The organism is Demequina aurantiaca (assembly GCF_050598105.1).
GTDB classification, from domain to species: Bacteria; Actinomycetota; Actinomycetes; order Actinomycetales; family Demequinaceae; genus Demequina; species Demequina aurantiaca_A.
This window is the reverse complement of sequence record NZ_CP192436.1, coordinates 1,874,258-1,889,585: the sequence shown is the minus strand read 5'-3', so window position 1 is coordinate 1,889,585 and position 15,328 is coordinate 1,874,258. Positions and strand designations below refer to the sequence as shown.

Genomic DNA, 15,328 nt, shown 5'->3' with positions numbered 1-15,328 from the left:
TTGATTTGTTTGCTCGGTGATCTGGTGATCTGGTGACCCGCTGACTTGTTCACTCGGTGACCTATTGACCCGGCGACGCGCGATCCTGCTGTCGCGCCGGACCCCGCGCTCTCTTTACCCCGGCGTACCTCCTATGGGTCTGATTTCGCACGTTCTGTGGCCTGGCTGCGCCCAGTTGGTCTGATTTGGCACGGCGGTGCCAGGTGCGGAGCGCTGGAACTGGGCGAGCTCCGGGGTTCGTGTCGTGGCCAGCACTGTGCCAATTCACGAGCATCACTGTGCCAAATCGGACCAATAGCGCGCGAGCACGTACCGAAACCGTGCGAAAACGGACCCATATCAGGTGGTGGGTCTCGCTGAGCAGGTGCTGGACACTGCTGACCGGCTGGTGGGTGCTGCTCAGCTGGTGGTGGGTGTGGCTGAGCTGGTGGTGGCCGGCTCCCACTCCTAGCCGCGGAAGAACTCCGCCGCGCGTCGGGTGGAGAGCAGCCCGATGACGAGGAGCGCGAAGATGATCGACACTGCTACCTGCGGCACCGAGATGTTGTCGATGGTGATCCACGCATAGACGTCCAGCGCGATCCGCACCAGCATCGTCAGGATGACCAGGAAGCGGATCAACCGTGACCCGAGCGACAGTGAGATCGCCAGCAGCGCCATGAACACGCCGATGATGATGGAGGCCCACGCGTAAGTGCTGGGGTCGGCGCCAATGACGACAACCTTGTCCTGGTTCGACAGGATCAGGACGCCGCCGATGATGCTGCCGAGGGCGAAGAGCCACATCAGGAAAACGACGAAAGTGACGCTGCCGGGACGTGGTGCGCGTGAACTCATTTTTCTCCCCAATTCCGGCCGAGCAGCCGTTTTGATGATCGTACTGCCCGGTCGAATACGACGCGCGGGATGCGTGCCCGCGCGCGTGAATTACGCTTGAGCCATGAAACTTACTGTTGCCCGCATTGGCCGTGCGCACGGACTGAAGGGCGAGGTATCGGTGGAGTTGCACACCGACATCCCCGAGGAGCGCCTGATCCCGGGGGAGCGCTTCGACACCGAGCCCGCCGAGGCAGGCCCGCTGACCGTCGTCAAGGCCAGGACCCAGTCGGGTCGCTGGTATGTGGTCTTCAAGGAGATCACGTCTCGCGAGCTGGCGGATGCCGCGCGTGGAGCCACCCTCACGATCGAGGGCGAGGAGTCCGATGAGGACGACGCCTGGTACGTCCACGAGCTCGTGGGACTGACCGTGTTCCGCCCCGACGGCACCGAGGTGGGCAAGGTTGTGGACCTGCAGTCGATGCCCGCTCAGGACCTGCTGATCGTCAAGCAGGCCACGGGCGAGCGGGCCATGATCCCGTTCGTCGACGAATTTGTGCCGGAGGTGGACATCGAGGGCGGTCGAGTGGTGGTCACTCCGCCCTACGGGCTGCTGGCGGGGGAGACCCCTGAGGCCACCGGCGAGACCCACGGAGACTCCCAGGACGACACCGACACCGACGGCGACGACGACACCAGCACCAACTCCAACGGTGACGCGTAATGCGGATCGACGTCGTCACGATCTTCCCCGAGTTCTTTGGGGTGCTAGACGTGTCACTGCTGGGCAAGGCCCGCCAGGCCGACTTGGTCGAGACCCACGTCCACGACCTGCGTAGCTGGACCACCGACAACCACAAGACCGTGGACGACTCGCCCTTTGGCGGTGGCGCGGGCATGGTCATGAAACCCGATGTGTGGGGCAGGGCGCTCGACGACGTGCTGCAGCCCGGGGGTCACCTCCTGGTGCCCAGCCCCGCGGGGGTTCCGTTCACTCAGGCGATGGCCGCGGAACTCGCGCAGGCGCCGCAGATCGCGTTCGCGTGCGGACGGTACGAGGGGATCGACGCGCGGGTGGCGGAGCACTACGCGGCGACGGGCTTCGCGGTGACGGAGGTCTCGTTGGGTGACTATGTCCTCAACGGGGGAGAGGTCGCGGCCTTCGCGATGATCGAGGCCATCACGCGCCTCATCCCGGGCTTCATGGGCAACGCGCAGAGCATCGTCGAGGAGTCCCACTCGGACGGCCTGCTCGAGTACCCGAGTTACACCCGCCCGGCGTCGTGGCGCGACCTCGACGTGCCGGACATTCTGCTGAGCGGCAACCACGGCAAGATCGACCAGTGGCGCCACGAGCAGCAACTGGAGCGCACGCGCGAGCGTCGCCCGGACCTGCTTCCCCCCATCGACTGACACTCGCAGTCTGGACCTAGACCTCCCGCGGATTAACCAGGGGCGGCGCCACGGCCTCATGTGTGTCGCGGCCCGTCGCACCTTGTGTAGGCTCGGGTGGATTTCTTCGCCGGGGGTTGCCCGCCGGCACCCCAGGTAAAGGAGCCCTCATGAGCGATTACGCTTCCCAACTTCTCGCGTCGGTCGACGCTAAGGATCCCGGCGAGACCGAATTCCGCCAGGCAGTCGAGGAGACGCTCGAATCGCTCGAGCTTGTCCTGGATCGCCACCCGGAGTTCGTCAATGAGAAGATTCTCGACCGCATGATCGAGCCCGAACGCATCATCACGTTCCGGGTGGTGTGGACCGACGACAGCGGCGAGGTCCAGGTCAACCGCGGCTACCGCGTCGAGATGAACAGCGCGCTCGGCCCGTACAAGGGCGGACTGCGCTTCCACCCGTCGGTGAACCTGGGCGTGCTTAAGTTCCTCGCGTTCGAGCAGGTCCTCAAGAACTCCCTGACGTCGCTCGCGCTGGGTGGCGGCAAGGGCGGCAGCGACTTCGACCCCAAGGGAAAGTCCGACGGCGAGGTCATGCGCTTCTGCCAGTCGTTCATGTCTGAACTGGCCCGCCACATCGGCCCTAACACCGACGTGCCCGCGGGCGACATCGGCGTCGGCGCGCGCGAGATTGGCTACCTGTTCGGCCAGTACAAGCGGCTGCGCAACGAGTTCACGGGAGTTCTCACCGGCAAGGGCCTGGACTGGGGCGGGTCACTCATCCGCCCCGAGGCCACCGGCTACGGCTGCGTCTACTTTGCCGAGGAGATGCTGCAGACCCGCAAGGAGCGCTTCGACGACAAGGTCGCGCTGGTCTCCGGATCCGGAAACGTCGCGCAATTCACCATCGAGAAGCTGATCGACCTCGGCGCCACCGCGGTCTCGGTGTCCGACTCGAGCGGGTACATCTACGACGAGGCCGGCATCGACCGCGAGAAGCTGGCGTGGGTCAAGGAGATCAAGAACCAGCGTCGCGGGCGCATCTCGGAATACCTCGACAAGTTCCCCGACGCAGTCTTCACTCCGGTCGACGCCGACGCGGATCACAACCCGCTGTGGGATCACCAGGCGGACTGTGCGTTCCCGTCCGCGACCCAGAACGAGATCAACGGCGCGGACGCCCGCAACCTCATCGGCAACGGCGTCTACCTGGTGGCCGAGGGCGCGAACATGCCCTCCACCCTCGAGGCCGCGCACGTGTTCCTGGACGAGGGCATCCTCTACGGGCCGGCCAAGGCCAGCAACGCCGGCGGAGTAGCGGTGTCCGGGCTCGAGATGGCGCAGAACAGCGCGCGCCTGTCGTGGACGAGCGGGGACGTCGACTCCCGTTTGCGATCCATCATGGCGACTATTCACCACCGCTGCCAGGCGGCGGCAGAGGACTTCGGGACGCCGGGCAACTACGTCAACGGCGCGAATATCGCGGGCTTCTACAAGGTGGCCAACGCGATGCGCGCGCAGGGAGTGGTCTAGCGGCCGATGCTGGGGTCGCCTCGGCACCCGCGCGCGGCAGGTCTTAAGAAACCTCTCAGGAACCACAGGCGAGGATTGGTCTTATGAATAACACCACGCGTTACCTACTGACCATCGCCGGGACCGGCGCCGCTGTCTTCGCTGTTGGCTTCGGGGCCAACGCGGTCATGTCCGACTCTTCGGCCGCCTCGCAGACGGTCGGCGACCCGGTCACGATCTCGGATTCGACGGCGAACCCCACCACCTCGAGCAGTTCCGCCGCGGCTGACGACTCCGCGACAGCTGATGACTCGGACGACAAGCCCGACGGCGCGCGCACCCGCACCAGGAGCCCCGAGGCCGTCGCGCCGGAGGTGCGTGACCTCGACGGAGACGGCGACGAGCACCGTGACAGGGACCGTGATGGTGACGGTGACGGCGAAAAGGCGGGCCAGGAGGACGGCGCCACCGTCGACGAAGACGGAGTGGTCCACCTGCGCCATCACGGCAAACAGGGTGCCCACGGCATGCCGGGAGCGGCGGGCGAGCGCGGCGCACACGGGCCAGGAGACAAGGGCGCCGCGCCCTCAGACGCCACAGACAAGACTGACTCCGCACCCGCCTCGGACTCCGCATCGGCCTAACGAAGTAGCGTAGGGATTAAGAGAAGAAGGGGCCGCCATTTCTAGACGCTCAGCGCGGCCCAACGGCCGGGGCCTCACGGTACGCGCCCGCGTGCTCGTGTCGCTCGTCGCGCTGTCCGCCTTCGGCATCGCCCTCACCGGGGTAGTCGCCTACGCATTCATCTCCGCGGACGTCACCTCATCCATCGACGCGGAGCTGAGGTCCAGGACCGAAGCCTTCTACGCGCTCGCCGACGGTGCGGACCCGGCGACCGGACTTGCCTGGACGGACCCGACGGAGTTAGTGCGGGCGGGCGTGCAGAACGCGGCGGCCTCGGACACCACCAGCGCGGTGGGATTCGTGGCAGGCGAGGCGCGCTTCGTGCCCGCATCGTCCACCCACCTCGCGCTCGAGGACGATCCCGAGTTCCTCGAGGTCGCGGGCAACCCCGAACCGGGCGAGGTTACGGTGGAGACCGTCGTGACGGACACCGCGGAGTACCGCGCGGTGAGCATCCCCGTACAGGGCGCCGATGGGTCCACCGAGGCCGTCTTCACGGTCGCCACCGACCACGGCGCGCGCATGCACGAACTCGGCGAGATCGTCGGCGGCTACGTGCTGGCGGCCGTACTCGCGCTCGTGTTCATCGCCGTCGTGGCGTGGGTCATCGTGGGGCGTCTACTGGTGCCTATCCGGCTGCTCGACGAGGCCGCGCGGGACATCAGCGAGAGCGACCTGACCCGACGCATCCCCATAGTCGGCAACGACGACCTCGCGCGGCTCTCGGAGACCGTCAACGCGATGCTCGAACGCATCGAGCGGGCCTTCGCCGCGCAGCGCAACCTCCTCGACGACGCGGGCCACGAACTGCGCACGCCGCTCGCGGTGATGCGCACCAGCCTGGACCTGCTCGAGCCCCGCGACAGCGAGCAGGTGGAACAGACCCAGGCGATGATGCAGGACGAGGTAGCGATGATGTCGCGCCTGGTTGACGACCTGGTGGTGCTGGCGAAGGCCGACCGCCCGGAATTCGTCGACAAGCAGGACTTCGACCTGGGGGCGCTCACCGATGCGGTGCTCCAGCGGGCGCGAGCGCTTTCGGATCGCGAGTGGCGCGTGACCGAACGCGCCGAGGCGCCCATCCACGCCGACTCGCAGCGACTGCAGCAGGCCTGGATGCAACTGGTGGCCAACGCGGTCAAGTTCAGCGACGCGGCCACGCCCATCTCGATCGGCTCGACGGTCGACGGCGAATGGGTGCGGCTGTCGGTGAGCGACGCAGGGCGCGGCATCGCTCGGGAGGATCACGAGCGGGTCCTGGAACGCTTCCAACGGGTGGGGGAGGACAGCGACGGCGCCGGGCTGGGGCTGCCCATCGTGTCCGCGATCGCGCTGGCTCACGGCGGACGCGTGGAACTGGACAGCGAGGTGGGCAAGGGGTCGACGTTCACCATCGTCATCCCGGTCCATACGCCGGGGGAGGCGTGATGATCAGACTGCTGCTGGTGGAGGACGAGGACCGTCTCGCGACCCAACTGAGCGAGGGACTGCGTACCGTCCAGATGGAGGTCACGTGGGTGAGGACGGGACGCGAGGGGCTGACGCTGGCCAAGAGCGGCGACTTCGACATCATGGTGCTCGACATCGGGCTGCCCGACCAGGAGGGGTTCACCGTTCTGCGTAAGCTGCGCGCGCACGGCTCCCGCCTGCCGGTCATCATCCTCACCGCGCGCACGAGCGCGGAGGACACGGTGCGGGGCCTCGAACACGGCGCCGACGATTACATGCCCAAGCCGTTCTCGTTCGACGAGCTGGTGTTGCGGATTCGCCTGCGCACGCGCCGCGACGACCCAGAGGAGTCCGCGGGCGACGTCCTCGTCGCGGGGGACTGCGTGCTGGATCCCGTCCAGCGCTCCGTCGAGTGCGACGGCGAGCCCGTCAAGCTATCGAACCGCGAGTTCCAGTTGCTCGACCTTCTGATGCGAAACGCGGGTGAGGTCGTCACCCGCCAGGCGGCGCTCGACCACGTCTGGGGCTCCGCCGCCGGCGCGAACGTGCTTGACGTCTACATCGGGTACCTGCGCTCGCGGCTCGGCGCCGCGGCGATCCAGACGGTGCGCGGACGCGGGTTCAGGTTCGTCGCCTAACCAACCTTGAGGAAAGTCTCAGGATTGGCTCTGCAGACTGGCGGCATGAGCACATTCGCACCAGTGGGCGTCGCCCGGCCGATGCCGCCGGCGCCTCCGCGTCCGTCTCGCCCCGAGCGGTCGAGGCGAGCGCGGCGGCCGGCGCAGCCCACGCATCGGCGCCGCTTCTCTTGGCTCTGGCGCGACGCGCTCGAGGCCATGGTGTGGATGCTGTGCATCGCGGCGATCGCGTTCTTCCTCGCCAGCGGGGCCTTCGTCTGGACGGCCCCTATCGCACTCATCGAGGAAGCCGGCCGCGTCACCGGGCTGGTCGCGACCGTGCTGCTGCTCGTCCAGGTGGCGCTCGCGTCCAGGGCGCCCTTCATTGAGCGCACGATCGGTCACGACCACGCGCTCGTGGTGCACGGCAAGCTAGGCAAGGCGGCGTTCCTGCTGCTCCTGGCGCACGCCACGCTGCTAACTATTTCCTGGGGAGCGCCCGACGGGCGCAGCATCCCGGCCCAGACCGTCTACTTCCTGACTCAGACCAAGTGGATTGGCCTGTCGGTACTGGGGCTCGCAGTGTTCGTGGTGGTCGTGCTGACGTCCGTGACCGCGGCCCGCCGGCGCTGGCCCTACGAGACGTGGCACGCCATCCACCTGCTCGCGTACGTCGCGATAGCGCTGAGCGCGCCCCACCAGTTCACCGACGGCGCGACGTTCGTGGTGAGCAGCGCGGCCACCTGGTTCTGGATCGCGCTCTACACCGTCGCGTTTGGCTCGTTACTTGTCTGGCGCGTCATCATCCCGGTGCGCAGGGTCTTCAGGAACCGGCTGACCGTGGCGCGCATCGACAGGCACCGCGACGGGAGCGTCTCCGTGATCATGACCGGCCGCGGCGTCGACCGGCTCAACGCGCGGGCAGGCCAGTTCATCCTGTGGAGGTTCTGGACCCGTGACCTGTGGATGTCCGCGAACCCGTATTCGCTGTCGGCCTCGCCCCTGGCCCACGCGATGCGCATCACGGTCAAGCCGCTGGGGGATCACTCCGCCGCGCTCGCGCACTTGCGTCCCGGCACCCGGGTCAGCGTGGCCGGACCCTACGGTGTGTTCCACCATGGCTCGCGAGTGGGCCGCGGGCTGGTGCTCGCCGGCGCGGGCATCGGCATCACCCCGGTCCGAGCGTTGCTCGAGACGGCCGATCCGACCGAGCCGGTGACGGTCATCGTCCGGGCGCGCAGCCAGGCGGAGGCGCCGCTGCTGGACGAGGTCCGCGCCCTATGCGAGGCGCGAGGCGCAGAGCTCTACGAGTTCTACGGGCGCCGCGGGGCCGGCTGGGCCCCCGCCGGATTCGGTGGCACGCTGCGCGACCTGGTGCCTCAGATTCAGGGTGCCGACCTGTTCGTATGCGGCCCCGTGGAGTGGGCCGATGCGATGGCCGTCGACGCGATCGCCTCCGGTATGGCCCAGGCGGCCGTTCACCGTGAAAAGTTTGACTGGTAGGAGACGGAAAATGAAAACGATTAGTCGAGTAGTTCTCACGGTCGCGGGGCTGTCAGTGTTGGCCACCGGATGGCGCGCCGGCGAGGAGCCGTTCGCGGCTGCCCAGGTGCAGGCCGTCGCCGCTCCGGCGGCTGAGTCCTCCGCCGTTGGCGCGGGGGCTTCCTCCGCCGCGACTGGCGCCACGGATTCGAGCCAGACCGCGTCCGCTGCGCCCACCGAGGCTGCGCAGCCATCGGCCGCAACGGCCGTCACCTATGTGGGTCCCGCGATGGTTACGCGCTACGGCACGATGCAGGTGCAACTGGTAGTCGAGGCGGGCGTCGTCACTGACATCCAGACGCTGCAGGAGGGGCTGACCGACTCCAAGTCGCAGCGGATCAACGCGAATGCGATCCCCACCCTGATCAGCGAAGTGCTCGACGCCCAGACGTCGAACGTGTCGTATGTGTCGGGGGCGAGCTACACCAGCCAAGGTATTCTGGGCTCGATCGAGGCGGCGCTGGCAGACGCCGGACTCGCCTGAGGTGAATCCGCCGCCGCGATGTGGCAGAATAGACCCTCGGTGCGCAAGAAGCATCGGCCTGCCACAGGGGGCCGTTGCGACATTCGACGCTCATCACCACCTAATGATTGCCGTAAGGCAGATACCGCGCGGGACCTGTGGCGTGTGCGAGGAGAGATAAGTCATGCAGAAGCTTGACGCCATTACCGCGGATCTGATCCGCACCGACATGCCAAACTTCCGTTCCGGCGACTCCGTCAAGGTCCACGTGAAGGTCATCGAGGGCAGCCGCTCGCGTATCCAGGTCTTCCAGGGCGTCGTTATCGCCCGCCAGAGCCAGGGTGTCGCAGCGACGTTCACCGTCCGCAAGGTTTCCTTCGGTTGCGGTGTGGAGCGTACGTTCCCCATCAACGCGCCCACCATCGACCACGTCGAGATCGTCAGCCGCGGCGACGTCCGCCGCGCCAAGCTTTACTACCTGCGCGGACTGCGCGGTAAGGCTGCTCGTATCCGCGAGAAGCGCGAGAACTAAACATCAGCACGAGCACCGACGTACCGGCGGACGGGCAGCAGCCCTCCGCCGGTCGTCGCGTGTGGCTTGGAGTACGCGAGATACTCATCATCACCGTGAGCGCACTGCTGCTCTCGCTGATCATCAAGACCTTCTTCTTCCAGTCGTTCTGGATTCCGTCAGCGTCGATGGAAGACACCCTGGTAGACGGCGACCGCATCCTGGTCACCAAGTGGCGCCCCGGTCCGCTCGAACTTCGCCACGGCGACGTGGTCGTGTTCAAGGATCCCAATAACTGGCTCCAGCACGACCCGACCGAAGACCCCACGGGCATCCACAAGGTCGGCAACGAGATCCTGACCTTCACTGGCCTGCTGCCCGAGGATGCGGGTGAGCACCTCATCAAGCGCATCGTCGGACTGCCGGGGGACACCGTCGTGTGTACCGACGCAGACGCGCAAGTCCAGGTCAACGGCGTCGCTATCGACGAGACCTACATCAAGCCCGGCACGCAGGCCTGCGGCCGCGAGTTCGAGGTCACCGTCCCTGAGGGCTACCTCTGGGTAATGGGCGACAACCGCGACAACTCCGCGGACTCCCGCTCTCACATGGGCGAACCCGGCGGCGGCACCATCCCCGTCGCCAACGTGGTCGGCACCACCTTCGCCGTGGTGTGGCCGCTCAGCCACTGGACCGGGGTCGGCAACCCGTTCACCGAGGACACCGCGCCTCCGGCCGCCACCACCTCCACCGAATAGCTCCATGCCCGTCTCCCTCGAGTACGAGGCCGCGCTGTGGGACTCCGGAGCGCGCGTGGTCGTCGGCATCGACGAGGTGGGCCGCGGAGCACTCGCGGGCCCGGTCTCCGTCGGGGTGGTCGCGTTGGAACGCTGCGACGACTGGCCCGTGGGCCTCGCCGACTCCAAACTACTGAGTCCCAAGCGTCGCGAGGCGATGAACGCCGTGCTGGCGGACTACGGGCTGGCGCGCGCCGTGGGTCACGCGTCGCCGCAGGAGATCGACGACGTCGGGATTGTGGCCGCGCTGCGCCTGGCTGGCAACCGCGCCCTCGCCACGATCGCCGCGGTGGGAGTCACCGTCGACGCCATCCTGCTCGACGGCAAGCACGACTGGCTGACGCCGCCCGCCGACGACCTGTTTGCGGCCGATGCGGGGCAGGACGATGTCTCGCTAGGCACCGCGGACGAAGCACCCCTCCCGCCGGTCACCATGGTGATCAAGGGCGACAACCTGTGCGCGTCGATCGCGGCCGGCTCCGTCATCGCGAAAGTCGAGCGCGATGCGCTGATGGCGCAGGCGCACGTGCGCCACCCCGAGTTCGGGTGGGACGGCAACAAGGGTTACGGCGCCGAGGGTCATCTCAACGCAATCCGCACGCACGGCGCGACGGACGAACACCGGCGCTCGTGGAAGCTGCCCGAGCGCGACCTCTAGCAGTCAGGTCGATCGTGCCGGGGACGATGGCGCGGCGTCACGCCTCCGCGCGGCGAGAGGATCTCAAGGCGAGGAGACCTCCAGTCGAGCAGACCTCGCGGTGTGGTGACCTCGTGGTGTGGAGACCTGCGCTACCTGTGCGTCCCGCTACGGACGGAACACCGCCCTGAGGTCGTCCCAGGCCGCGGCCCGCACGTACACGGGGACGCGGGTGCGGGGGGTGGTGACGTCGTACGCCGCGCCGCCCTCGACGGGCAGCCCGGTCCACGCGTCGACCCAGTCTCCGGCGGGCACGTAGACCGTGGACGCCTCGCCGGGTGCCAGCACGGGTGCTACGAGAAGACTCTCGCCCAGCATCCACTGGATGGGGAAGTCCCACACCCGGGCGTCGTCGGGGAAGTCGAAGAACATCGGCCGCATGAGCGGTACGCGCGACGCGACGGCGTGCTTGGTGCTGCGCGCGAGGTAGGGGAGGAGCCGCTCGCGCAGCTCGACGATCTCCCGGACCTCCCCGATGACCGACTCGTCGCCGGAGAGCTCGGCCACGTGCCACGGAGTGCGGTCGCGGGCCGGCTTGCGGTGGTGGTTGAACTCGGAGTGATACTGCATGATCGGCACGAAGGCCGATGCCGCGAAGGCGCGCACATACAGCTCCGGCTCGGGTAGGTCGCCGGAGAACCCCGCGATGTCCCAGCCCCAGTAGACGATCCCGCTCGCGGCGGCGTTGAGGCCCGCGAGCATCGACCACCTAAAAGCCTCCCACGTGGAGTTCTCGTCGCCCGCCCAGAAGGCGCCGTGGGCCTGCGACCCGGAGAAGCCGGCCCGGCTGAACGTCACGGGGGCCTTGCCGCATCGTTCCAGCAGGTCGCCGTAGGACCTGGCGTACGCCACGGGGAAGAGGTTGTTCTTCTGATCCCCGCCGGTGCCGTCGAGGTACACAAGGTCGCTTCCCCAGGCGTGCTCGCCGCCGTCAGTCTTGAAGCCGTCGATTCCCACCTCGTCCACGAGGTAGCGACGCTTCTCGGTCCACCACTGCGCTGCGGCATCGTCCGTGAGGTCGGGCATCAGGCTCAGCGGGAACCACCAGCCGCGGTTGCGATACGGGCGCAGCTTGCCGTCCTTGGTCCGCTCCTGGATGAGGTGGCCGGCCGCGCGCGCCACGTCGGCGTCGACCCGCGCCTGCCCCTGGGGGTGCGGGCGCATCTTGATCAGTGGAATCTGCCACAGGTGCACGTGGACGTCGTGATCGCGCAGGGAGTCGACCATGCCCTTGGGGTCGGGCCAGGCGCCGTCGGCCGGGAAGGTGAAGTCCGCCAGGCGCGCGGGGGAGCCGTCTGCACGGGGCTCGAACTTGGCGTCGCGGAACGCGGTGAACGACGTCTCGTCGCTCCACGCCTCGATCACGACGTTGCCCACCGGGATCCGGTGCTCGCGGTGCAGCGCCATCTGGCGCTCCACCTCCGCCTGCGTGTTCCACTCGTTGCCGCTCGCCCACAGGCGCAGCACCCAGTCGGGGAGCAGCTTGGGTGCCCCGACGCCCGCGACGAAAGCCGCCACCACCTGATCGGGCGTGCCAGCGAACTGGCGCACGGTGATCGCCCCGGCGGCGTCTGCCGGCGCGTCGGTCTCGGCCTCGACCGCGATGACGTCGGGTTCGGTGGCGCCGACATCGAACCAAACGCGCCGCGACGTGTCGACGTGGAATCCCCAGCCGTCCGCGCCCACCACGTGGGCGAAGGGCATTGGCATGTAGGTCTTGCGCTGAGCGCCCTGGTTCTTGTACTGCTCGAAGACCACAGAGTCCAGGGTGAGCCCGCGCTGATCGAGGGTGTCGAAGCGCTCGCCAAAGCCGACGACGCGCTCGCCCGCCATGAGCCGCATCTGCCAACGCACTCGGGCGGTCAGCGTTCGGGTGCGCAGTGCTACGACGGAGCCGGGCACCAGGCGCGATGGGCCGGGGCCGGAGGCCTCGACGAGCGAGTCGGCGGACGTCTCCCACCAGGCCACGTCGGTGGCGTACGGGCCGGTACGGGTGACGCGGCCTTCGGGCCCCTGGGCGGCCAGCGAGTACTCAATCGCCACGGTCGAGTCGTCGAGGCGCAGGTGCGCCTCCCAGCCGCCCGGCTGGTTGGCCTTGCGGGCCTGCGCGGTGGCCAGGTGTCCGCCGTCGGTGGCCTGGCCGCGGCTGGAGCGCACCACTGACTCGGCCGGATGAGTCGTCTCGCGCCGTGCGCCGTCCGCGTCGAGCTCGATCACCGTGATGGTCACCCCGGTGACGTCGGCCGAGGTACGCGCGCCGATGCGCAGCGGTTCGCCGCGCACGGGCAGGACGGGGGAGCGCTGCTCGGTATCTTCGCTGTAGGGGTGGCCGGAGCCGTGGGGGTTGTGGCGAATCATGGGTGAGTAACCTCGGCGTTCAGTCGGAGCAGCATGGCGTGGGACCACAGCAGCGGGGTCGCGACGGCGCCCCACTTGTCTTCCCATTCCTGGATTCGTTCGGGCGCGAGCAACTGGTCACTGACCTGCTCGGGCATGTCAAGGGTGGCGGTGGCGGTCCGGGCCGCCCACGCCAGGTACTCGGCCGCATCGTCCTCGCGACCGGTGGCGTGCATCGCGAGGCCGAGGAAGCACGACAGCAGGGGCCAGCGCCCTCCGCCGTAGAACGTGTCACCGAGGTAGCGGTAGACACCGTGGTCGCGGGCGAGCTCGGACTCGACGGCCGTCACGGTGGCGCGCGCCAGGTCGGTCTGGGCGGGGATGTAGCCCAACGGGCTGACGAGCGCGCTCAGGCTGGCGTCGACGGACGTGCCGCCCAGCCACTTCACCAGGTGCCCGTCCACGACGCCCTCGCGTTCGATGAGGTCGCGGATCTGAGCCGCGGCCAAGGTAGCGGCGGCCTCGCGTTCCGGGTCGAGCAATGCGGAGGCAGCGGCGGCCTCGAGGCCCGCCCCCACGCACCCCAGCGTCGATACGTGTCGATGGCCGGAGCTCTCCTCCCACCAGTCGTAGCAGGGACGATCCCACGAGCTGACCAGGTAGTCGACCGTGAGCTGGATCGCCGCCAGGTGACCCTCCAGGGGGAGGTCGTGGCGGGCGGCGTGGGCGAACAGCGCCCACAGGTAGGTTCCGTAGCCGTCGAGCTGGAAGTCCCACCAGTCGTCGACGCCAACGCCGCCGTCAAAGGTGAATCTGGCGGGCAGCATGTGGAGGTCGTCGACCGGGGTGGACGTCTTGGCCCGCGCGACGATGTCGGTGACGGCGGCCGCTCTCGAGGTCAGCGTGGCGGCGCACCAGTCGAAGAACGCGGAGGCGGAGTCGGGCAGTCCGGCCACCGATGCGGCGTCGGCGATGAACGATCCGTCGCGGAACCAGCAGTAGCCGCGGTAGGCGGAGAACGTGGGGCTTGCCGGGTAGGCACCGTTCGCATCCTGGAGGCGCGAAATGGTGTCTCGCGAAGCGGCCAAGACGCGTTCGGCCGCGGCGCGGTCGACGTGGGGCATGGGGGAACTCAATTCTGGTTGCGAGGCTAGTGTTGGACCAGCGTGGTGGCAGCGAATTCAGGTCGCTGCCACCACGCCTCGGCTTAACCCAAGAGGTCGTTGACGGCGCTCTCGGCGTTGGTGAGAGCCTCTTCGACCGTGATGCGACCGGCAGCGGCCTCGGTCAGCTGCTCGCTGATCATGTCTTGCATCTCAGCCTGACCGTCGCCGATGATGGGCGGCCATGCGATGGCGTCGAGCGAGTCGAAGACCGCCTGGCGGTTAGCCGGGTCCGTCTGGTCGAGGTACGTCGACAGTTGCGCCTGGTCAGAGATCGCGGGCAGCTCCCACCCGGAGTCGAGTCGGATGTCGACCATGGTCTGCGAGCTCGTGAGGAACTCGGCAAACATCTCCGCGGCCTCGAGGTTGTCGGTGTTCGCGGAGACGCCTACTGCGTTCGAGAACACCGCGCTCGCGTTCTGAGTGTCGCCAGGTTCGACGGCGATGTCCCACGCGAAGTCGCTGTCCGCGGCCGCACCGAACATCCAGATTCCGGAGTGCCACATGGCGAGGTTGCCGTCAGCCCACAGTCCCGTGTCGAAGTCGGGGGTGCCAGCACCCTGCTCGGCGGTCGGCATGACCGTGCCAGACTTCTCGACCAGCCAGTTTGCGGCGGCCGTGCCCTCGGGCGAGTTGAACGCCGCCGCGGTGCCGTCGGCGTTCAGGAAGTCGCCGCCCGCCTGCGCGAGTGCCTTATAGAACTCGTAGTAGCTAATGGGCTGGTAGTCGCCCCACACCCCGGCGCTGGAGTCGGTGAGGGCCTCTGCTGCTGCCTTTTCGTCGGCCCAGGTCCAGTCGGACGTGGGGTAGTCGAGGCCGGCGGCGTCGAAGAGGTCCTGGTTGAAGTACAGCACCACCGTAGAGAACGAGGACGGCAGCGCGTACTGCGTGCCGTCGGTCTGGTAACCGGCCGCAACATCGGGCTTGTAGACCGAGGTGTCGACGCCCTCGAGCGGCGCGAGCACGCCGCTGGACTGGTAGGTGGAGTAGTTGGCGTATTCGATGTCGAACAGGTCGGCCTCGGTGCCGCCCGCCAGGTCGGTCTGCAGGGCGGTGAAGTAGTCGCCATACGGGAGGGTGCTGACCTCGACGGTGATGTTGGGGTGCTCGGCCTGGAACGCGTCGATGATGGCCGTGAGGTTGTCTTCATTTCCGCCATTGGAGATGAAGTTCGAGTACGTGATGGTGACTGGTTCGGCCTGCGCGGATTGCGAGGCACTCGGGCTTGCGCTGCTCGTGTCGTCGCCGTCAGTGGCGTCGCTCGAGCAGGCAGCTAGGGACAGGCTGAGCGCGGCGACGATGCCGATTCCAGCGATTCCTACCTTGCGCATGATGTGTTCCTTTGGTTG

At 67.9% G+C, this 15,328-nt stretch carries 15 protein-coding genes; 11 read left to right on the top strand and 4 right to left on the bottom strand.

The genetic code is table 11. The features are described 5' to 3' along the window. Positions 1-447: 447 nt before the first annotated feature. Complete coding sequence (locus tag ACQU6B_RS08555) at positions 448-837, bottom strand: hypothetical protein (RefSeq protein WP_430867129.1); 390 nt, start codon at positions 835-837, stop codon at positions 448-450. A gap of 103 nt (positions 838-940) precedes the next feature. Between ACQU6B_RS08555 and rimM the strand changes: the two genes are divergently transcribed. The 11 genes from rimM to ACQU6B_RS08500 all read left to right on the top strand — a co-directional run bounded on the left by rimM (position 941) and on the right by ACQU6B_RS08500 (position 10,440). Continuing rightward, positions 941-1,540 (top strand): ribosome maturation factor RimM, encoded by a 600-nt coding sequence (rimM, locus tag ACQU6B_RS08550; protein WP_430867128.1) that lies wholly within the window; start codon positions 941-943, stop codon positions 1,538-1,540. Next, entirely contained in the window at positions 1,540-2,229 is a 690-nt protein-coding gene (trmD, locus tag ACQU6B_RS08545; RefSeq protein ID WP_430867127.1) for a tRNA (guanosine(37)-N1)-methyltransferase TrmD, read from the top strand. The genes rimM and trmD overlap by 1 nt, the downstream gene beginning before the upstream one ends. 149 nt (positions 2,230-2,378) lie before the next feature. After that, positions 2,379-3,740 carry an NADP-specific glutamate dehydrogenase gene (gene gdhA, locus ACQU6B_RS08540; RefSeq protein ID WP_430867126.1) on the top strand — a complete coding sequence of 454 codons (1,362 nt, stop codon included), beginning with the start codon at positions 2,379-2,381 and terminating at the stop codon, positions 3,738-3,740. A gap of 83 nt (positions 3,741-3,823) precedes the next feature. After that, the gene (locus ACQU6B_RS08535; RefSeq protein ID WP_430867125.1) at positions 3,824-4,363 is read left to right on the top strand and encodes a hypothetical protein; all 540 of its coding nucleotides are present in this window, start codon (positions 3,824-3,826) and stop codon (positions 4,361-4,363) included. Positions 4,364-4,454: 91 nt separating this feature from the next. Beyond that, positions 4,455-5,831: an ATP-binding protein gene (locus ACQU6B_RS08530; RefSeq protein WP_430867124.1), complete on the top strand. Its 1,377-nt coding sequence runs from the start codon at positions 4,455-4,457 to the stop codon at positions 5,829-5,831. Further along, positions 5,831-6,490 carry a response regulator transcription factor gene (locus tag ACQU6B_RS08525; RefSeq protein WP_430867123.1) on the top strand — a complete coding sequence of 220 codons (660 nt, stop codon included), beginning with the start codon at positions 5,831-5,833 and terminating at the stop codon, positions 6,488-6,490. The genes ACQU6B_RS08530 and ACQU6B_RS08525 overlap by 1 nt, the downstream gene beginning before the upstream one ends. 45 nt (positions 6,491-6,535) lie before the next feature. Next, a complete protein-coding gene (locus ACQU6B_RS08520; RefSeq protein ID WP_430867122.1) occupies positions 6,536-7,972 on the top strand; it encodes a ferredoxin reductase family protein in 1,437 nt (478 codons plus the stop codon). A gap of 10 nt (positions 7,973-7,982) precedes the next feature. Further along, positions 7,983-8,495, top strand: coding sequence for an FMN-binding protein (locus ACQU6B_RS08515; RefSeq protein ID WP_430867121.1), 513 nt, complete (start codon positions 7,983-7,985; stop codon positions 8,493-8,495). A 163-nt stretch (positions 8,496-8,658) separates the two neighbouring features. Then, positions 8,659-9,006 (top strand): 50S ribosomal protein L19, encoded by a 348-nt coding sequence (gene rplS / locus ACQU6B_RS08510; RefSeq protein WP_430867120.1) that lies wholly within the window; start codon positions 8,659-8,661, stop codon positions 9,004-9,006. Positions 9,007-9,065: 59 nt separating this feature from the next. Beyond that, a complete protein-coding gene (lepB, locus tag ACQU6B_RS08505; RefSeq protein WP_430867119.1) occupies positions 9,066-9,743 on the top strand; it encodes a signal peptidase I in 678 nt (225 codons plus the stop codon). Between the two features lie 4 nt (positions 9,744-9,747). After that, on the top strand, positions 9,748-10,440 hold the full coding sequence (locus tag ACQU6B_RS08500) for a ribonuclease HII (protein ID WP_430867118.1): 693 nt from the start codon (positions 9,748-9,750) through the stop codon (positions 10,438-10,440). A gap of 147 nt (positions 10,441-10,587) precedes the next feature. Here ACQU6B_RS08500 and ACQU6B_RS08495 read toward each other — a convergent pair whose 3' ends face one another. From ACQU6B_RS08495 to ACQU6B_RS08485, 3 genes are all read right to left on the bottom strand, one after another. Further along, on the bottom strand, positions 10,588-12,837 hold the full coding sequence (locus ACQU6B_RS08495; RefSeq protein ID WP_430867117.1) for a TIM-barrel domain-containing protein: 2,250 nt from the start codon (positions 12,835-12,837) through the stop codon (positions 10,588-10,590). Continuing rightward, a complete protein-coding gene (locus tag ACQU6B_RS08490; RefSeq protein WP_430867116.1) occupies positions 12,834-13,940 on the bottom strand; it encodes a glycoside hydrolase family 15 protein in 1,107 nt (368 codons plus the stop codon). The genes ACQU6B_RS08495 and ACQU6B_RS08490 overlap by 4 nt, the downstream gene beginning before the upstream one ends. Before the next feature lie 83 nt (positions 13,941-14,023). Then, positions 14,024-15,310, bottom strand: a complete 1,287-nt coding sequence (locus tag ACQU6B_RS08485; RefSeq protein ID WP_430867115.1) for an ABC transporter substrate-binding protein — start codon at positions 15,308-15,310, stop codon at positions 14,024-14,026. Between the last annotated feature and the right edge of the window lie 18 nt (positions 15,311-15,328).